Origin of the sequence: Methyloversatilis sp. MC4-4 (assembly GCF_049843555.1) — a bacterium.
GTDB lineage: Bacteria > Pseudomonadota > Gammaproteobacteria > Burkholderiales > Rhodocyclaceae > Methyloversatilis > Methyloversatilis discipulorum_B.
Window position 1 is genome coordinate 236883 of sequence record NZ_JBBHZK010000001.1, and the last position, 17157, is coordinate 254039.

The following is a 17157-nucleotide window of genomic DNA, read 5'->3' on the forward strand; positions in this document are numbered from 1 at the left end:
GCACGTCAGGCCTGGGTCTTCGGCGGCCGTCGCGGCAGGCGTATGCCCATCTGCGACAGCGCGAACACCGCCTGCGTGCGGTTCTTCACCCCGAGCAGACGCAGGATGGTCGAAATGTGGGTCTTGGCTGTGCCGTCCGAAATGCCCAGTTCGCGGCAGATCAGCTTGTTCGGCATGCCTTCGATCATCAGCCCGAGCACCTGTATCTGGCGCGGCGTCAGGCCGATGTCGGCGAGGTCCTGTATCGTCGGTCACGGCGGCTGCGGGTGGATGGCGTCGTCGAGCACCTGCTGCGGCACGTAGATGCCGCCCTTGAGTACCAGCTGCAGCGCGCTGACCAGCACCGAAGTGGTCGAACTTTTGGAGATGAAACCCATCGCACCCTGGTCGATGGCGTCGGTGATGGTGTGCCGGTCGTCCTGCGCCGAAATGACCACCACCGGCACGTCCGGGAATTCGCTGCGCAGTTGCGTCAGCAAGGTCGTGCCTTCGGCGTCCGGCAGGTTCAGGTCGAGCATGACCAGATCGGGACGCAGGCCGCCGCGCAGCATGGTCAGTGCGCGCGAGGCCAGCAGGGCGCAGCGGATGTCCGGCTCGCTGTCGATTTCGGTCAGCACGCTGCGCAGGCCTTCCACGACGAGCGGCTGGTCTTCGACGATCATTACCTGCATGGGCGTTTCTCGCAATCGGGCGACGGACGGATTTTATATGCTGCAGTGTTTGCAATTCTGCCGCAGCGCAACGGAGAACATGTCTTGAATCACGGCCTCATCCTGTTTGGACACGGATCGCGCGATCCGGAATGGGCGCGCCCGCTGCGCGAAGTGGCGGCGCAGGTGGCAGCCGGCGACGGTGCACCGCAGGTCGAGCTGGCCTTTCTCGAATTCCTCGAACCGACGCTGGAGCAGGCGTGCGACCGGCTCGCCGCGGTCGGCGTCACGCGCATTGCCGTGCTGCCGATGTTCATCGCGCAGAGCGGGCATGTGCGGCGCGACCTGCCGGCGCAGCTCGACGCGGCGCGCGCCCGTCATCCGTCGCTGCGCATCGACCTCGCCACCGCGGTCGGCGAGGACCCGCGCGTACAGGCGGTGATGGCCGAGGTGGCGCGCTCTGCGCTGGCCAGTTGAGCGCGCTCAAGCCGTCGGTTACGTTGCCGTTACAGCTTGCGATGAGCGGGGGGCGACGGACTCCAAGGCCCGCCGCTCGCCCACAACGCGGAGCACTACCCTATGGTGAGCATGTCGGCCCCGGTCAGACTTCTGGTCGTCGATGACGAGCCCTTCAACCTCGAAATCATCGGCGAGTACCTCGACGGACAGGGTTACGAGCTGACCATGGCGCGCGACGGTGTCGAGGCCTGGGAATACCTCGACAATGCCGAGATCGATTTCGACCTGCTGGTGCTCGACCGCATGATGCCGCGACTCGATGGCATGGAACTGCTGCGGCGCGTGCGCCGCACGCCGCGCCTGAGCGGCCTGCCGGTCATCATGCAGACCGCCGCCGCGACGCCCGACCAGGTGCGCGAGGGCTTGCAGGCTGGTGCCCGCTACTACCTCACCAAGCCCTACGAACCGGATGCGCTGTTGGCCATCGTCAAATCGGCGCTGGAAGAGGCGCACCGCACCCGCGAAATACAGTTGCAGGCCGAGGGCATGCGTCGCGCCATGGGTGCGCTGCGCCGCGCCGACTTCGAGTTCAGCACGCTGGGTCAGGCGACCGAGCTGGCCTCGCTGGCCTCGCTGGTAGCGCCCGAGCCCGAGAACATCGTGATGGGCCTGAGCGAACTCATGATCAACGCCGTCGAGCACGGCAATCTCGGCATCAGCTATGCCGAGAAATCGCGGCTGCGGCTGGAAGATTGCTGGCAGGAAGAGGTCGAACGGCGTCTGCGGCTGCCGGAGTACGCCGGACGGCGTGCGCGTCTGCAGATCGAATGCAGCGACGAGGCCGTACGCTACACAGTGAGCGACGACGGCGCGGGCTTCGATTTCGCGCGCTATCTCGACTTCGACCCCGGGCGCGCCTTCGACCCGAACGGTCGCGGCATCGCGATGGCGCGGCAGTTGTGCTTCCGCAGCCTCGAATACAAGGGCTGCGGCAACGTGGTCACGGCAACGGTGGAACTGCCATGACTGCAGTCGGCATGGCGCAACCAGCAACGGCACAGCAGGCTGCCGCGCCGTTGCGGCAGATGACGGTGCTGGTGGTCGACGACACCCTGGTCGGCCGGGCGACCGTCAGCGCGCTGGTGCGCCGGCTCGGCCACCGCTGCATCGAAGCCTCGGACGGTGCCGGTGCGGTGCAGGCCTACCGGGCCTACCGCCCCGACGTCGTGCTGATGGACGTGGTGATGCCCGGCATGGACGGACTGGAGGCGACGCGCGAGCTGCGCCGGCTGGCGGCCGACACTTTCCTGCCGATACTGCTGCTGTCCGCCCGCTCCGACGACGCCGACATGATTGCCGGCCTTGAAGCCGGCGCCGACGACTACCTGACCAAGCCGATCAATTTCGCCATCCTGACCGCCAAACTCGCCAACTGCGCGCGCCAGATCGTCATGCACGCCAGCATGGCGAACTACCGCGCCGAACAGGAGGAGGAAATCGAGTTCGCGCGACACGTGATCGAGCGTCAGGTGCAGGGCAAGGCGGTCGACGATCGTCGTGTGCGCTACTCGGTCACACCGACCGCACAGTTCTCGGGTGATATCGTCGCGGTGTCGCATTCGCCGTCCGGTGCACTCTATGCGCTGCTGGCGGACGCGACCGGCCACGGCCTGGCGGCAGCGATCAGCGTGCTGCCAGTGCTGCAGGTGTTCTTCGGCATGGCCAAGAAGAACCTGTCGCTCGGCCTGATGGCCAGCGAAATCAATCGCCACCTGATGTCTACGCTGCCGGTCGGTCGTTTCGTCGCGGCCACCATGGTGCGTCTGGACGCCGGTGAGGGCGAGGTCTGGGTGGGCGGTACGCCCGAGGTGCTGTGGCTGGATCGCAGTGGTGCGGTGATCGAGCGCTTCGCGTCGGCCAATCTGCCGCTCGGCATCGACGTCGACGACGCGATGGACGTGCCGCCGCAGCGCTTCACCTGGACGCCCGGCGACCAGCTGGTGCTGTGTTCGGATGGACTGGTCGAGGCGCTGGGCATCGGCGGTGACGCCTTCGGCCAGCAGCGGTTCGAGCAGGTGCTGCACGACAATGCGCCGGCTCGGCGCCACGATGCGGTGCGCGCCGCACTCGCCATGCATCTGGACGGGGCGCTGGCGCACGACGACGTGTCGCTGATGGTGATCGACCTCGATTGAGGCCCGCGCGCAAGTCCTTGTCGCAGCTTGATTTGCGGCGCGCCGGGCGGAGCTTGGCACGGCGATTGCATCGCCCTGGTCCGGAATTCCTTTCCTGACTGAACAATGGCCGTTCTCAATGTCCTGGTGGTAGACGAATCGCGCAAGCGCGCCGCTGAAATCTGCGCCGGGCTCGCCTGCGCCGGTTACCAGGTGGCCGCGGTACTGTCGAGCGCCTACGACCTGCACATGAAGGTCGAGGAAATCAAGCCGGACGTCATCCTGATCCAGACCGATTCGCCGTCGCGCGACACGCTGGAGAACATGGCGGCGATGGACCGCGAAATGCCGCGCCCGGTCGTGGTGTTCGCCAATGATTCGGACAGCAAGACCATACGCCGCGCGATGAAGGCAGGCGTTTCGGCCTATGTGGTCGATGGCCTGGAGCCGAAGCGCATCAAGCCGGTGATCGATGTGGCGCTGGCCCGTTTCGAAGAGCACCAGGAACTGCGCCGCTCGCGCGACGAGGCGCGGCAGAAGCTGAGCGAGCGCATTTCGGTCGACCGCGCCAAGGGCATCCTGATGAAGTTGCGGGGTATCGACGAGGACGCCGCCTATCACACGCTGCGCAAACTCGCGATGGAGCGCGGCAAGACCATCGCCGCCGTGTCCGAAGACTTCATCGCCACCGCACGCCTGCTCGGCTGACCGGCTGAGCCCTTCCTTCTTCCCTTTGCAGACCTTTCCGTCGGCGCGGCGTATCGCTGCGCCGTGCATGGGCCATCCGCCATTGCCGCGCACCCTCGCGAGTAGGCCGACGGCGGATGGCGTCACGCCCTCGGCATGCATGCGCCGGTTCGACATGGTGCGTACGCACGCTGCTGTCGCACCGCACAAGTGCGGTCGTATCGGACCGCACCTTCGTGTCCAGTTTTCGGTTTGGCTTTCAAGCCATTGAAAAAAAACGTGTTTGTTCTTGATTTTCAGGGTTGGCACGCCCCGTGCTTATCACCGTTCAAGGCGCAACAACGTGGTTGCGGCCAGCGAGGCGAGAAGCCTCCATAAGGGACAAGGGTGTCCATCCGGTCGGCTTCTCAGCCGCGGATGCACACCCTTTTTTCATTCTGGAATCGATCATGAAACTACGGAGAACACGATGGCTGAGCATCCGAAGCAGGCAGACAGCGTCATTGACACCAGCGCGACGCGCCGCAGCTTTCTCAAGCAGGGCGCCGCACTCGGTGTGGGAGCTTCGCTGATGAGCATGGTCCCCCCTGGCGTGCGTTCGGCGGCCTGGGCCGCCGGTTCCGACGCCCCCGAGAAGAAGGAAGTGCGCATCGGCTTCATCCCGCTGACCGACTGTTCCAGCGTCGTGATGGCGGCGGTGGAGAAGTTCGACGAGAAGTACGGCATCAAGATCATCCCGTCGAAGGAAGCGTCGTGGGCTGCGGTGCGCGACAAGCTGGTGAATGGCGAACTGGATGCCGCGCACGTGCTGTACGGCCTGATCTACGGCGTGCATCTGGGCGTTGGCGGTCCGAAGAAGGACATGGCCAACCTGATGACGCTGAACAACAACGGTCAGGCCATCACGCTCGCCAACAAGCTGAAGGACCAGGGTGTGACCGACGGCGCCAGCCTGCAGAAGCTGATCGCGGCCAAGCCGGGTGAATACACCTTCGCCCAGACCTTCCCGACCGGCACCCACGCGATGTGGCTGTACTACTGGCTGGCGGCCAATGGCATCAACCCGATGAAGGACGTCAAGGTGATCACCGTGCCGCCTCCGCAGATGGTGGCCAATATGCGGGTCGGCAACATGGACGGCTTCTGCGTCGGCGAGCCGTGGAACAACCGCGCCATCATCGACAAGATCGGCTTCACCGCGGTCACCACCCAGGACATCTGGGTCGATCACCCGGAAAAGGTGCTGGGCACGACGGCGGAGTGGGTGAGCAAGTACCCGAACACCGCGCGTGCGATGACCTCGGCCGTGCTCGAAGCGTCGCGCTGGATCGACGCCTCGCTCGCCAACCGTCGCAAGACCGCCGAAACGGTGGCCGCCAAGTCCTACATCAACACCGACATGGACGTCATCCTGGAACGCATGCTGGGCCGCTATTCCAATGGTCTGGGCAAGAGCTGGGACGACAAGAACGCGATGAAATTCTTCAATGACGGCGCGGTGAACTTCCCCTACCTGTCGGACGGCATGTGGTTCCTGACCCAGCACAAGCGCTGGGGCCTGATCAAGACCGACCCCGACTACCTGGCGGTGGCCAAGGCGATCAACCGCACCGACATCTACAAGCAGGCCGCCACCGCGGTCGGCGTGTCGCTGCCGAAGAGCGACATGCGGACGCACAAGCTGATCGACGGCGTCGTGTGGGACGGCAAGGACCCGAAGAAGTACGCCGGCAGCTTCAAGATCAACGCCGCGTAATGTTCCCGGCGCGGGGCCTGCTCCGCGCCGACCGGTACTGAAAGGAATCCGTCATGAGTGCAGCAACCCTCACATCAGACAAGGTCGTGTCCATGCATGCCACCCCGTCCGCGGTGCCGGCTCCGGCCGCCAACGAAGCGGCTGCGCCGGTCGCGAAGGCCGCGCCGCGCGAGCCGCGCACGCCGATCTCCGAAATCCTGCTCGCGGTGTTCAAGGCGGTGTTCCCACCGATCGCCGGCATGGCGCTGCTGGTTGCCGTATGGGCGCTGCTGGCGGCCAAGGGCGGCAGCATTCCGGGTCCGCTCGCCGTATGGGACGCGGCCAAAGTGCTGTTCGCCGATCCCTTCTACAACAACGGCCCCAACGACATGGGCATAGGCTGGAACGTGCTGTCCTCGCTGCAGCGCGTCGGCATCGGCTTCGGCTTCGCGGCGCTGGTGGGCATTCCGCTCGGCTTCATCATCGGCCGCTTCGCCTTCATGAACGCGATGTTCGATCCGGTCATTTCGCTGCTGCGCCCGGTCAGTCCGCTGGCCTGGCTGCCGATCGGCCTGCTGGTGTTCAAGCAGGCGGACCCGGCGGCGACCTGGACCATCTTCATCTGTTCGATCTGGCCGATGATCATCAACACCGCGGTCGGCGTGCAGCGCGTGCCGCAGGACTACATGAACGTGGCCCGCGTGCTCGACCTCGACGAGTGGAAGATCGTCACCAAGATCCTGTTCCCGTCGGTGCTGCCCTACATGCTGACCGGCATCCGCCTGTCCATCGGCACCGCCTGGCTGGTCATCGTTGCCGCCGAAATGCTGACCGGCGGCGTGGGCATCGGTTTCTGGGTGTGGGACGAGTGGAACAACCTGAAGGTGGAGCACATCATCATCGCCATCTTCGTCATCGGCATCGTCGGCCTGCTGCTCGAACAGGCGCTGCTGCTGCTCGCCCGCCGCTTCTCGTACGGCAACAGCTGATCCCGTCCAAACGATTGCATTGAACTGAGGCGGCCGGTGCCACGCACCGGCCCGCGAGGAGACCACCATGAGCAAGACCATCGTGAAAGTCGAGAACGCAGGCATGACCTTCGATACCAAGAAGGGCAAGTTCGTCGCGCTGCGCGACATCGACCTCACCATTGCCGAAGGCGAGTTCGTCACGCTGATCGGCCACTCCGGCTGCGGCAAGTCCACGCTGCTGAACCTGATCGCCGGCCTGACCCTGCCCACCTCCGGCAACCTGATCTGCGACGGCCGCGAGATCGCCGGTCCGGGGCCGGAGCGCGCCGTGGTGTTCCAGAACCACTCGCTGCTGCCCTGGCTCACCTGCTTCGAGAACGTGCTGCTCGCGGTCGAGCGCGTGTTCGGCAAGAAGGAAGGCAAGATCAAGCTGAAGGCGCGTGCCGAGGCGGCCCTGGACATGGTGCACATGACCCACGCGCTGCATAAGTATCCGCACGAGATTTCCGGCGGCATGAAGCAGCGCGTCGGCATCGCCCGTGCCTTCGCGATGGAGCCGAAGATCCTGCTGATGGACGAGCCCTTCGGTGCGCTCGACGCGCTGACCCGCGCCAGCCTGCAGGACGAGCTGAATGGCGTGATGGAAAAGACCGGCGCCACCGTGGTGATGGTGACGCACGACGTCGATGAAGCCGTGCTGCTGTCCGACCGCATCGTCATGATGACCAACGGTCCGGCCGCCACCATAGGCGAAATCCTCGACGTGAAGCTGGCGCGCCCGCGCGACCGGCTGAAGCTCGCGCATGACGCCGACTTCGTCGAGTACCGCGCCGCGCTGCTCGAGTTCCTGTACCAGAAGCAGGTGAAGAAGGCGGCCTGAAGGCCTGGTTGCCACGGCGCCGGGAAGGGCGGGCTGAGGTCCGCCTTTTCCATTTGTGTCATCGTCTCGCGCTCGGCGCGGAAATGAACCGTGGCGCGGGCGGTATCCCGCCCATCGCAGCAGTCTCCGGCGCTTATCATCGCCGTCATCGAATACAGGTGAGGCATGCCGATGACGGCCGACGCAAACAGGGTTCTGCTGATCGACGACGACGCCGAGCTCAGTGCGATGCTCGGCGAGTACATCGCCAATGAAGGGTACGCGGTCGAGCGCGCGGCCGATGGAGAAAGCGGTCTGACGCTGCTGCGCCAGGGCGACTTCGCCATCGTCGTGCTCGACGTGATGATGCCGCGCGTGTCCGGCATCGAAGTGCTGCGCCGGCTGCGCGCCTTCTCCGGCGTGCCGGTGCTGATGCTCACCGCGCGTGGCGACGATATCGACTGCGTGCTCGCGCTCGAACTGGGCGCCGACGACTACGTGCAGAAGCCATGCACGCCGCGCGAACTGGTGGCGCGGCTGCGCGCGATTCTGCGGCGCATCGGCGGCGCGCGCGCGCAGGCGGCCAGCGACGACGCCATCGTCGTCGGCGCGCTGGCCGTGTGGCCGCAGCGGCGCTGCGCCGAGTACGGCAACACGCTGCTCACCCTCACCAGTTCCGAATACGGCCTGCTCGAAGTGCTGGCGCGCAACGCCGGCAGCGTGGTGTCCAAAGCCGAGCTGTCGCTGCAGGCGCTGGGCCGGCCGATGGGCCCTTACGACCGCAACATCGATGTGCACGTGAGCGCCATCCGGCAGAAGCTGGCGCCGCTCAGCGGCGGTCGCCCGCTGATACAGACGGTGCGGGGCGTCGGCTACCAGCTGGTGCGCGCCTAGTGGGCCGGCTGTTCTGGAAGCTGTTCTTCGCCTTCGTCGCCGCGCTGGCGGTGGCGGCGCTGCTGGTGGCGCTGGCGCTGTCGCTGATCTGGCCACGGGAGGGCCGCGGGCCACGGCCACAATCGGTGCTCATGGCCGACACGGTCGAGGTGCTGCTGCGCGAGCAGGGGCCGCCGGCGACCGTCGCGCTGCTTGAGATCTGGCGTGCGCAGCAGGTGCCACTGCCACTGCTTGTGCGGCCAGATGGCAGTGAGCTGTTCGGACGTACGGTGAGCGCGCAACGACTGGACACTGCGCGGGTCGTGTCCATCGAAGGCGCGCAGTGGAAAGTGCTGGCGGCTGCGCGCGGCGATCGACCGCCGTCGGCAGCTGGCGGACTGCCACTGCCGCCGCCGCCCTTCCTCGAAGTGGTCGCGCTGCTGATCGGCGCGCTCACCTTCAGCGCCGCGTTGGCCTGGTATCTGTCGCGCCCGGTGCGTCACCTCAGCCAGGCGTTCGATGCACTGGCCGGCGGCGATCTGGGCGTACGTACGGCGGCACGGATCGGCCGCCGTCGCGACGAGATCGCCGATCTCGGCCGCGGTTTCGACCGCATGGCGGCACGCATCGAACAGCTGGTCGACGCGCAGCGCCGGCTGCTGCACGACGTGTCGCACGAACTGCGTTCGCCGCTCGCGCGGATGAGTGCCGCCATCGGTCTGGCGCGGCAGGATCCGTCGCGGATCGAAGCGATGCTGGAGCGCGTCGAACGCGAGACGGCGCGGCTGGACACCCTGGTCGGCGAACTGCTGGGTCTGGCGCGGCTGGAGCACGACGCCGCGCACACGCTGCCGCAGCCGGTGGCGCTCGACGCCCTGCTGCACGATGTCGCCGGCGATGCGCGGTTCGAGGCGGCTGCGCGCGACGTCGAGGTCGTGCTGTCGACCGACGGCGCGGGGCCGGTCGTCAAGGGGCAGGTCGAACTGCTGCGCCGCACCTTCGACAACGTGCTGCGCAACGCGGTGAAGTACGCGCCGGCCGGTTCGGTGGTGCACATCGCGCTGGACCGGGCCGATGGGCGCGCCCGCGTCAGCATCAGCGACGGCGGTTGCGGCGTCGCCGACGGCGAACTGGAGCGCATCTTCGATCCCTTTTTCCGCGGCGAACGCCGTGACGGCAGTGCCGGCGCCGGACTTGGCCTGTCGATCGCGCGGCGCGCCGTCGAGGCGCATGGCGGAGACATCCGCGCGTCGAATGCCGAAGGCGGGGGCCTGAGCGTCGACATCCGGCTGCCGGCCGAGGACTGACGCGTCTTTACACAGTCGCCCGCCGGCAGTGCTTGCCGCTGCGCCGGTCGACCGCCGCGTCGGTGAAGGCCATCGGCGCTTCCGCACGATGCGGACGGCGGCGAAACTTGCCGGCGCATGACGAAAGGGGCACTGCGGTACGCGACGCGGTGTCGCCGTGTAAAGAGGGCGGCGCAACGCAGCCCTTTTCCTTTACGTACGCTCACGCGGTTTTACCCGAAACGGCCGATTGGCGCGCCGTTTCGGGCCGATAACTTGCCCTGTGACCGGTGGCTGCCGATGCCGGCGGCCGCATTTCTCATACACACAGGAGCATGGACATGAGCATATCGGGTGTGGGCAGCAGCATGGCCTCGGCGATGCAGTCGGCAATGCAGGCCAACCGGCCGCAGAAACCGGATGCGTCGGCGATGGCGGCGGACGTTTTCGCCATGCTGGACAGCAGCGGCAAGGGCTATATCGACAGCAGCGATCTGGCCGGGGCGCTGGAATCGACCGGCAGCAGTGCCTCGGCCGAGGACCTGCTCGGCGCGATGGACGGCGACGGCGACGGCAAGGTGACCGAGCAGGAACTGGGCAGCCTGCTGCAGAAAGTGGCCGACCAGCTGGAGGACAGTTTCGGCGCGTCGCGCGTCGGCCAGGCGATGGGCAACCGTCCGCCGCCGCCGCCCCCGCCGCCGGCGGGCGAGGACGAAGGCATGAGCGTAGAGCAGCTGGGCGCGATGGCGGAAGAGGCCGAGGCATCGGGCAGCGCGGAGGCGAGCGAACTGGCAGCGCTGGTCGAGTCCTTCGACGAGGCGGACACCGACGGCGACGGCAAGGTGAGCTTCCAGGAGGCGATGGCGTTCCGCGAATCCGAAGAGGCCGCGTCAGGCGCGTCGTCCGACAGTCGTCCGCCGCCGCCGGACGAGACCGCGCGCGACGAACGCATGCTGGCGCGCGTGCTTCAGATGCTGCAGGAATACACCGGCGACAGCAGCACGGCGAGTACCGGATCGACGCTGTCGGTCAGCGCCTGAGTACAGCATGTCCGTTCCAGCCCCGCGCCGGAACGGACATGCCGGGCGATCGACGACAGGCTTGACGAAGGGCCGTTGTTATATAAAATGAGAATCGTTCTCATAAACGTACGGGCATGGCCCGGGCGTTGACGGGAATTCACTCTGGCATCCGGCGGCAGGTCCGGTCCGGAGCCAGTACCTCGAATTGCCTCCCAGCGAAGACAGAAGGCCAGGCCGGGCAAACACCTTCGTTCATCGGGAGATAGATTCAATGAAGCAGTCAGTCCTCGTCCGTTCCGTCGTCAGCGTTGTCCTGATCTCGGCATCCGCCTTCGCCCATGCCAACGGCACCCATGAGCAGTTCGTCGATCCGGCGGCGTCGCTGTCCTTCGATGGCTGGAACGAACTGAACCGCAACCGCACCGGCGGTGCGCTGACGGTCGACGAACTGGTCGCCGGCAGCGGCTCGAATGCCGCCGGCTCGGGCGACGCGATATTCACCCGCGTCAGCGGCGACCACTACCCGGCCGGTTTCGGCCTGTACGGCGGCGCCTCCACTTTCACCTTCACCGACACCACCATCGATGCCGGCGCGACCGCGCTGGTGTTCCAGGGCATCATCAACGACTTCGACGGCCAGTTCGGCGGCACGCCCTTCAGCCTGACGCTGAGCTACAACGGTGGCAGCCAGGCCATCGCCGGCACGCTGGTCGACAGCACGCTGAACGGTGGCGTCAGCGACTACTTCCGCTACACGTGGGATCTGGCGGCGTTGGGCGTGCCGGTCGGTGCCTACACCGTGACGTTGAACGCAGGCTTCTCGCAGATGCTGGCGTTCCAGATCGACCAGGTCGCTGCCGTGCCGGAACCGGAAACCTATGCGCTGATGCTGTCCGGCCTCGGCCTGATCGCGCTGTCGGTGCGTCGGCGGATGCGCGGCCTCTGATCGCCGGTCCGCCAACCGCAGTCTCGACGGCGGTTGCGGCAAATCGAAGGGCGCCGCATGCGGCGCCCTTTTTACCTTCAGCGATCGGCGTCAGCGCAGGTTGCCGCGCAGTCTCTGCACGTCGAGCGAACTGACTGGCGCCGCGGTGTTGCCCCAGCTGCCGCGGATGTGCGACACCACCAGCGCCACTTCATCGTCGCTGAGCGCGGCGGCGAAGGGCGGCATGCCGTAGGGACGTGGGTTGCCGCGCGTGGCGGGCGCGTAGCCGCCGCCCAGCACGATACGCACGGTGTTCGCCGGCGGGTCCATCGTCACCGCGCGGTTACCTGCCAGCGCCGGCCAGATGCCCGGCTTGCCCTCGCCGCGTTCGCCGTGACAGTCGGCGCAGTGCTCGCCGTAGAGCTGAGTACCGCGCTCGCGTCGCAGTTCGTCCAGTACGCCGATCGACTCCGCCTTCACCGACTGCGTCACCGGCAGCGACTTCAGATAGACCGCCATCGCGTCGAGATCGGCCGCCGACAGGTATTGCGTGCTGCCGAACACCACCTCGGCCATCGGCCCGGCGGCGGTCGCGTTGCCGCTCACGCCGTCGCGCAGCAGCGCCACGATGTCGTCCTTTGCCCAGTCGGCGACGCCAGCTTCGTGCGGCGAGGTGAGCGATGGCGCGTACCAGTTCTGCACCGGCATCAGTCCGCCGGCCAGCGCGTCCGGATCGCTGCTCGCACCGAGTGCGTTGCGCGGCGCGTGGCAGGCGCTGCAGTGACCCAGACCCTGCACCAGATAGGCGCCGCGGTTCCAGTCCTCGGACTTCGTCGCGTCGGCCACGAACACGCCCGGCTTGAAATAGAGCGCCCGCCACGCCAGCAGCGCCGCCTGCGTGTCGTAGGGGAAGCGCAGCGCGTGCGGCCGGTTCGGCTGTTCGACCGGCGGCAGCGTCTGCAGCCAGGCCCAGATCGCGTCGGCATCGGCGCGCCTGACGCGGGTGTAGCTGGTGTAGGGGAAGGCCGGATAGAGCAGGCGGCCGTCGCGTGCGCGCCCTTCGTGCAGCGCCTTCCAGAAGTCATCGGCCGTCCATTGTCCGAGCCCGGTTGTCGGGTCCGGCGTCAGGTTGCTGGTGTAGATCGTGCCGAAGGGCGTGTCCATCGCCCGGCCGCCGGCCCAGGGCGTGCCGCCGGGCGCGGTGTGGCAGGCCATGCAGTTGCCGGCGCGCGCGAGGTATTCACCGCGCGCGACCTGTGCAGCGCGGTCTTCACCCGCGGCGTCGGTGGCCGGCTGATCCGCTGCCGGTTGCAGCGCGAGATAGACGCCTGCCGAAGCGGCGAGCAGCAGCGCTGCGATCAGGAGACGCTTCATCGCGCGCCTTCCTGTACACCGCCACAGCGTATCGGCAGCGGCTTGTCGAGACGGGCGGCTGGCTTGCCGCCCCCGGTGACCGCTTGCGACGACAGCCAGTGGGCAACCGCCTGGATGTCGTCGGCGCTCATGCGCTGGACGATCTGCGCCATGCAGTCCGGCGCGTGCGCCTGACGGATGCCGCTCTTCCAGCCGGCGAGCTGGGCCGCCAGATAGTCGCGCGGCAGACCGAGCAGGCCGGGTATCGCCGAGGCGACGCCGGTCAGTGCGTTGCCGTGGCAGCTCTCGCAGGCGGGAATGTCGCGCGTCGCGTCGCCGCCGCGCACCAGTGCCTCGCCGCGGGCCAGTGTCGCGGCCTTCGGCGTGCTGCGCGCCGGGGGCGGGTAGGGCAGTTCGAGTGCCGCGAAGTGGCCGGCCATTTCACGCAGGTAGTCGTCGCTGAGCGTCTGCAGCAGACCGGTCATCAGCGGGTACTGACGACGGCCGTCGCGGAAGTTCAGCAGCTGGTTGTACAGATAGCCGGCCGGCTTGCCGGCGATGCGTGGGTAGTAGCCGTCGGCGGCGGCGCGGCCCTCGGCGCCGTGGCAGCCGGTACAGGCGAGTACGCGTTGTTCGATATCGGTCGTGGTGTCCGGTGCGGCGTGAGCCGCGGTGCAGATCAGTGCGGCGCCGATCAGCAGGGCAGGGAGGGCGGTGAATCGAATCATGACCAGGCGGGAAGCAGTGCGACGATGCGTCCCGATGATAAGCGCAGTCTCGGCAAGCGCCGGGTTATGACCCGATGCACCGTAACGGTGCAGTCACAGGCTGCGTATCTTACGGAGCAGCGCGGTGGTCGAACGCTCGTGTTCGAAGGCGATCGATTCGACCCGGCCGCCGCGCGCCAGCACCTCGGTAGCACCGACGATGCGCTCGACCGGCCAGTCGCCACCCTTGACCAGCACGTCCGGCGTGCAGGCCTTGATCAGGTCGAGCGGCGTGTCGGCATCGAACCAGGTGACCAGACTGACCGATCCCAGCGCGGCGATCACCGCCGCGCGGTCTTCCAGCGCATTGACCGGACGGTCCTCGCCCTTGCCCTGGCGCTTCACCGACGCGTCGGTGTTCAGCGCGACGATGAGCGAGCCGCCGAGCGCACGCGCCTGCGCCAGGCAGGTGACGTGGCCGCGGTGCAGGATGTCGAAACAGCCGTTGGTGAACACCACCGGACCCGGCAGCGCACGGCGGCGCGCCGTGAGCTCGTCCGGCGAGCAGATCTTGGCTTCGAAGGCCGGCGTGCCGCCCTGCATCAGGCGGCGCCGGCGTACTGCTTGCGGAAGCGGTTCAGGTCGCCCACCGTCTTGAAGCTTTCGCCGAACAGCGAACTGAGGTTGCGCAGGATGCCGCCGATCACGCGTGCCTCGCAGTCCTTGTCGAAGCGGATCTGCTCGTCCAGCCAGCGCTCCAGCCACTCCGGATCGGGCAGGCGCGACTGCACGGTGTCGCGCGGGAAGTGCGCCTTGCTCACGTGCAGATTGGTCGGGTGCATCGGCTTGCCGGCGCGGCCGCTGGCGGCCATCAGCATGCCGATCTTCGAGAACGCGGCGCGCGCGGCGTCGCCCGCCTGATCGATCGCCCGCTTCATGTACTTCAGATAGGCGCCGCCATGACGCGCCTCGTCGCGCGACAGCAGGTCGTAGATGTGCTTGATCACCGGCTCGGTATGCCACTCGGAGGCGCGGCGGTACCACTGGGTCAGGCGCACCTCGCCGCAGAAGTGCAGCATCAGCGTTTCCAGCGCCGGCGCCGGGTCGAACTCGAAGCGCACCTCGTGCAGTTCCTCTTCGGTCGGCGCCAGTTCCGGGCGGAAGCGGCGCAGGTATTCGATCAGCACCAGCGAGTGCTTCTGTTCCTCGTAGAACCAGATCGACATGAAGGCCGAGAAGTCGGAATCGTCGCGGTTGTCGCGCAGGAACATTTCGGTGGCCGGCAGCGCCGACCATTCGGTGATGGCGTTCATCTTGATCGTCATCGCCTGCTCGTCGGACAGCAGGGCGGCGTCGAAACTGTCCCAGGGCACGTCTTTCGCCATGTCCCAGCGGGCGGATTCGAGTGACTTGAACAGTTCGGGATAGAGCATGAAGGGCTCCTGAAGAAAAAAGCATTTTACGCGAGCAGAAGTCAGGCCGATGACAGCTTGTGGCCGCATCCCGCTTCCGTCGTCCGCGTGGCGAGGTCCGCGCATGCGCGACGCAAGCCGGCCGCTACGCAGCTGCCTATTCAATCATGGATGGACGCCGGCGGATCGCCGGAAAAGCGCGTGTTTCCCGTCGTCCCGGTTCAGTGGCTGGCGTGGGCGTCCCGCCAGGCGCGGACAGCGGGCCCGACGTCGCCGATGCCACGTATCACGCGCACGCCCGCTTCGTTGCGCAGCTTGTCGCGCGCACCGGCACCGCCGACCCACAGTTCCACTGTCGGCGGCAGCGCTTCGCGCAGCGTGCGGATGCCGGCAATGGCCTGGCGCACCGGGAAGGCGGAACTGAAGGACAGCGCCACGATGTCGGCGCTGGCAGTGAGGGCAGAGGTGCGGATGTCGGCCAGTGGCATGCGTGGCCCGAGCGAACAGCACTGCGCACCTTCGGCGGTCAGCATCACCTCGACCATCAGCAGGCCCAGCGCGTGTTCCTCCTCCGGCAGCGTGGTCAGCAGCACGCGCGGCGGCTTGCCGGTGCGCGCGTAACTGGCCAGCGTTCCGCGCAGGAAGGACTGCGTCTGTTCGGTGTAGAAGTGCTCGTCCGGCACCCCGATGTCGCCGCGCATCCACGCTTCACCGATGTCCACGTTGAGCGGCGCGACCAGATCGGTGACCAGCCCCTGCAAGCCCTTTTCCAGCAGCGTCTGCTGGAACACCCGGCGCAATGCCTCGACGTCGTGGCTGCGAATGGCGTCGAGTATTTCGCCGGCCAGCAGCGCCGGCACGCGTGAGGCCTGCTCGGCCTCGATGATGAGCTGCAGTTCGGCCGCGCTGGCCGCCAGCAGCTTGCCGGGGCGCCAGCCCTGGTCCATCAGGCGGCGTATCAGGCGCAGCTTGCCGACGTCTTCGAGCGAGTACAGCCGCTCGCCGGCCTCGTCGCGGATGGGTTTGGGGAAACCGTAGCGACGTTCCCATACGCGCAGCGTGTCTTTCAGAAGGCCGGTCTCCCGCTCCACCGCGCTGATGGTCAGCAGGGACAGTCCTGATGCGTGAGCACTCATTTTGTCCTGGACAAATCGTTGACATGGCGACTAATGAGTCCTAGATTACGGCTTGAGTCTTGTTTTGTCCAGGACAAAAGGGGGGCGGTATGAAGACAATGAAAAGTGCAGGAAGCGCGATGGCGATGCTGTTCAGCGTGTCCGCGTGGGCAGTCATGCCGTCGGCCGGCGAGCCGGTCGTGCACGAGCCCGCGGCGGCGCCAACGTCGAACACGTCTGCGACGACGCGGCCGGCATCGAGCCAGACCGATGCGCTGGTTCATCTGCACCGCGCCGCAACCGGTGCCTACTTCCCGGCGCACCTCATCGTCGATGCTTCGGCGCGCTGCTGCGAGTCGGCCCGTGCTGCGCGCTGACGGTCTGCGCATCGTCTTCGCGCTGATGACGACCTTGACTTCGATGACTGCGGCTGCGGCCGACGCCTGTCCGACGCTGCTCGATCGTTCGATTCCCGGCCTGCTCGACGGCAAGCCGCGTTCGCTGTGCGAATACAGCGGCCGCGTGCTGCTGGTGGTCAACACCGCCAGTCGCTGTGGCTATACCGGCCAGTACGCCGGGCTGGAGAAGCTGCAGGACAGCTACGGCAAACGCGGCCTGACCGTGCTCGGCTTCCCGTCGAACGACTTCGGCAACCAGGAGCCGGGAAGCGACAAGGACATCGCCGAGTTCTGCAGCATGACCTATGGCGTCAAGTTTCCGATGTTCTCGAAGACCTCGGTCAGGGGCGCGCAGCGCCACCCCTTCTACGCCGATCTGGCGAAGGCCTCGGGTTCGGAGCCGGCGTGGAACTTCCACAAATACCTGATCGGGCGCGACGGCCGGACGGTGACCGCTTTCCCCAGCAACGTGGCGCCCGATTCGAACGTGCTGCTGCGCGAGATCGAAGCGGCTCTGGGCAGATGACGCAG

At 67.0% G+C, this 17157-nt stretch carries 20 protein-coding genes; 13 read left to right on the forward strand and 7 right to left on the reverse strand.

Translation table 11 applies throughout. The features are described from left to right. Nucleotides 1-5 precede the first annotated feature (5 nt). Nucleotides 6-245: a response regulator transcription factor gene (locus WDZ97_RS01110; RefSeq protein ID WP_425762243.1), complete on the reverse strand. Its 240-nt coding sequence runs from the start codon at nt 243-245 to the stop codon at nt 6-8. A gap of 6 nt (nt 246-251) precedes the next feature. Further along, nucleotides 252-671 carry a response regulator gene (locus WDZ97_RS01115; protein WP_425761539.1) on the reverse strand — a complete coding sequence of 140 codons (420 nt, stop codon included), beginning with the start codon at nt 669-671 and terminating at the stop codon, nt 252-254. Nucleotides 672-755: 84 nt separating this feature from the next. On the opposite strand from WDZ97_RS01115, the gene WDZ97_RS01120 reads away from it, so the two are divergent. The 11 genes from WDZ97_RS01120 (at nt 756) to WDZ97_RS01170 (ending at nt 11662) form a co-directional block, all read left to right on the forward strand. Then, nucleotides 756-1127 carry a sirohydrochlorin chelatase gene (locus WDZ97_RS01120; RefSeq protein WP_304002290.1) on the forward strand — a complete coding sequence of 124 codons (372 nt, stop codon included), beginning with the start codon at nt 756-758 and terminating at the stop codon, nt 1125-1127. Nucleotides 1128-1229: 102 nt separating this feature from the next. Further along, complete coding sequence (locus WDZ97_RS01125; protein WP_425761540.1) at nt 1230-2135, forward strand: response regulator; 906 nt, start codon at nt 1230-1232, stop codon at nt 2133-2135. Further along, nucleotides 2132-3304 (forward strand): PP2C family protein-serine/threonine phosphatase, encoded by a 1173-nt coding sequence (locus tag WDZ97_RS01130; protein WP_425761541.1) that lies wholly within the window; start codon nt 2132-2134, stop codon nt 3302-3304. Before WDZ97_RS01125 ends, WDZ97_RS01130 begins: the two co-directional genes overlap by 4 nt. A 105-nt stretch (nt 3305-3409) precedes the next feature. Continuing rightward, on the forward strand, nt 3410-3991 hold the full coding sequence (locus tag WDZ97_RS01135) for an ANTAR domain-containing response regulator (RefSeq protein WP_304002296.1): 582 nt from the start codon (nt 3410-3412) through the stop codon (nt 3989-3991). Nucleotides 3992-4439: 448 nt separating this feature from the next. Continuing rightward, nucleotides 4440-5726 carry a CmpA/NrtA family ABC transporter substrate-binding protein gene (locus WDZ97_RS01140; RefSeq protein WP_304002298.1) on the forward strand — a complete coding sequence of 429 codons (1287 nt, stop codon included), beginning with the start codon at nt 4440-4442 and terminating at the stop codon, nt 5724-5726. A gap of 53 nt (nt 5727-5779) precedes the next feature. Beyond that, a complete protein-coding gene (gene ntrB, locus WDZ97_RS01145; RefSeq protein WP_304002300.1) occupies nt 5780-6694 on the forward strand; it encodes a nitrate ABC transporter permease in 915 nt (304 codons plus the stop codon). A gap of 67 nt (nt 6695-6761) precedes the next feature. Further along, nucleotides 6762-7556 carry an ABC transporter ATP-binding protein gene (locus tag WDZ97_RS01150; RefSeq protein WP_304002302.1) on the forward strand — a complete coding sequence of 265 codons (795 nt, stop codon included), beginning with the start codon at nt 6762-6764 and terminating at the stop codon, nt 7554-7556. 171 nt (nt 7557-7727) lie between these two features. Further along, a complete protein-coding gene (locus WDZ97_RS01155; RefSeq protein ID WP_425761542.1) occupies nt 7728-8429 on the forward strand; it encodes a response regulator in 702 nt (233 codons plus the stop codon). After that, the gene (locus WDZ97_RS01160) at nt 8429-9715 is read left to right on the forward strand and encodes an ATP-binding protein (protein WP_425761543.1); all 1287 of its coding nucleotides are present in this window, start codon (nt 8429-8431) and stop codon (nt 9713-9715) included. The genes WDZ97_RS01155 and WDZ97_RS01160 overlap by 1 nt, the downstream gene beginning before the upstream one ends. A 320-nt stretch (nt 9716-10035) precedes the next feature. Then, the gene (locus WDZ97_RS01165) at nt 10036-10734 is read left to right on the forward strand and encodes an EF-hand domain-containing protein (protein ID WP_425761544.1); all 699 of its coding nucleotides are present in this window, start codon (nt 10036-10038) and stop codon (nt 10732-10734) included. A gap of 253 nt (nt 10735-10987) precedes the next feature. After that, nucleotides 10988-11662 (forward strand): PEP-CTERM sorting domain-containing protein, encoded by a 675-nt coding sequence (locus WDZ97_RS01170; protein WP_425761545.1) that lies wholly within the window; start codon nt 10988-10990, stop codon nt 11660-11662. Nucleotides 11663-11752: 90 nt separating this feature from the next. Here the strand turns inward: WDZ97_RS01170 and WDZ97_RS01175 are convergent, their stop codons facing one another. The 5 genes from WDZ97_RS01175 to WDZ97_RS01195 all read right to left on the reverse strand — a co-directional run bounded on the left by WDZ97_RS01175 (nt 11753) and on the right by WDZ97_RS01195 (nt 16249). After that, nucleotides 11753-13015: a c-type cytochrome gene (locus WDZ97_RS01175; protein ID WP_425761546.1), complete on the reverse strand. Its 1263-nt coding sequence runs from the start codon at nt 13013-13015 to the stop codon at nt 11753-11755. Continuing rightward, nucleotides 13012-13722: a c-type cytochrome gene (locus WDZ97_RS01180; protein ID WP_425761547.1), complete on the reverse strand. Its 711-nt coding sequence runs from the start codon at nt 13720-13722 to the stop codon at nt 13012-13014. Before WDZ97_RS01180 ends, WDZ97_RS01175 begins: the two co-directional genes overlap by 4 nt. A 93-nt stretch (nt 13723-13815) precedes the next feature. Beyond that, nucleotides 13816-14304, reverse strand: coding sequence for a D-glycero-beta-D-manno-heptose 1-phosphate adenylyltransferase (gene rfaE2, locus WDZ97_RS01185; RefSeq protein WP_425761548.1), 489 nt, complete (start codon nt 14302-14304; stop codon nt 13816-13818). After that, nucleotides 14304-15134 (reverse strand): ferritin, encoded by an 831-nt coding sequence (locus WDZ97_RS01190; protein WP_019917402.1) that lies wholly within the window; start codon nt 15132-15134, stop codon nt 14304-14306. Before WDZ97_RS01190 ends, rfaE2 begins: the two co-directional genes overlap by 1 nt. Before the next feature lie 200 nt (nt 15135-15334). Continuing rightward, nucleotides 15335-16249, reverse strand: coding sequence for a MerR family transcriptional regulator (locus tag WDZ97_RS01195; RefSeq protein ID WP_425761549.1), 915 nt, complete (start codon nt 16247-16249; stop codon nt 15335-15337). A gap of 98 nt (nt 16250-16347) precedes the next feature. Here WDZ97_RS01195 and WDZ97_RS01200 point away from each other — a divergent pair, with 98 nt between their 5' ends. Together WDZ97_RS01200 and WDZ97_RS01205 are read left to right on the forward strand one after the other, a co-directional pair. Continuing rightward, entirely contained in the window at nt 16348-16605 is a 258-nt protein-coding gene (locus tag WDZ97_RS01200) for a hypothetical protein (RefSeq protein ID WP_304002322.1), read from the forward strand. Continuing rightward, the gene (locus WDZ97_RS01205; protein WP_304002323.1) at nt 16592-17152 is read left to right on the forward strand and encodes a glutathione peroxidase; all 561 of its coding nucleotides are present in this window, start codon (nt 16592-16594) and stop codon (nt 17150-17152) included. Before WDZ97_RS01200 ends, WDZ97_RS01205 begins: the two co-directional genes overlap by 14 nt. Nucleotides 17153-17157 lie beyond the last annotated feature (5 nt).

What these genes read in the sequence shown, in the direction of transcription:
- WDZ97_RS01115 (WP_425761539.1), bottom strand. Translation starts at nt 671, where the DNA reads ATGCAGGTAATGATCGTCGAAGACCAGCCGCTCGTCGTGGAAGGCCTG.
- WDZ97_RS01125 (WP_425761540.1), top strand. Translation starts at nt 1,230, where the DNA reads ATGGTGAGCATGTCGGCCCCGGTCAGACTTCTGGTCGTCGATGACGAG.
- WDZ97_RS01130 (WP_425761541.1), top strand. Translation starts at nt 2,132, where the DNA reads ATGACTGCAGTCGGCATGGCGCAACCAGCAACGGCACAGCAGGCTGCC.
- WDZ97_RS01135 (WP_304002296.1), top strand. Translation starts at nt 3,410, where the DNA reads ATGGCCGTTCTCAATGTCCTGGTGGTAGACGAATCGCGCAAGCGCGCC.
- WDZ97_RS01140 (WP_304002298.1), top strand. Translation starts at nt 4,440, where the DNA reads ATGGCTGAGCATCCGAAGCAGGCAGACAGCGTCATTGACACCAGCGCG.
- ntrB (WP_304002300.1), top strand. Translation starts at nt 5,780, where the DNA reads ATGAGTGCAGCAACCCTCACATCAGACAAGGTCGTGTCCATGCATGCC.
- WDZ97_RS01150 (WP_304002302.1), top strand. Translation starts at nt 6,762, where the DNA reads ATGAGCAAGACCATCGTGAAAGTCGAGAACGCAGGCATGACCTTCGAT.
- WDZ97_RS01155 (WP_425761542.1), top strand. Translation starts at nt 7,728, where the DNA reads ATGACGGCCGACGCAAACAGGGTTCTGCTGATCGACGACGACGCCGAG.
- WDZ97_RS01165 (WP_425761544.1), top strand. Translation starts at nt 10,036, where the DNA reads ATGAGCATATCGGGTGTGGGCAGCAGCATGGCCTCGGCGATGCAGTCG.
- WDZ97_RS01170 (WP_425761545.1), top strand. Translation starts at nt 10,988, where the DNA reads ATGAAGCAGTCAGTCCTCGTCCGTTCCGTCGTCAGCGTTGTCCTGATC.
- WDZ97_RS01175 (WP_425761546.1), bottom strand. Translation starts at nt 13,015, where the DNA reads ATGAAGCGTCTCCTGATCGCAGCGCTGCTGCTCGCCGCTTCGGCAGGC.
- WDZ97_RS01180 (WP_425761547.1), bottom strand. Translation starts at nt 13,722, where the DNA reads ATGATTCGATTCACCGCCCTCCCTGCCCTGCTGATCGGCGCCGCACTG.
- rfaE2 (WP_425761548.1), bottom strand. Translation starts at nt 14,304, where the DNA reads ATGCAGGGCGGCACGCCGGCCTTCGAAGCCAAGATCTGCTCGCCGGAC.
- WDZ97_RS01190 (WP_019917402.1), bottom strand. Translation starts at nt 15,134, where the DNA reads ATGCTCTATCCCGAACTGTTCAAGTCACTCGAATCCGCCCGCTGGGAC.
- WDZ97_RS01195 (WP_425761549.1), bottom strand. Translation starts at nt 16,249, where the DNA reads ATGAGTGCTCACGCATCAGGACTGTCCCTGCTGACCATCAGCGCGGTG.
- WDZ97_RS01200 (WP_304002322.1), top strand. Translation starts at nt 16,348, where the DNA reads ATGAAAAGTGCAGGAAGCGCGATGGCGATGCTGTTCAGCGTGTCCGCG.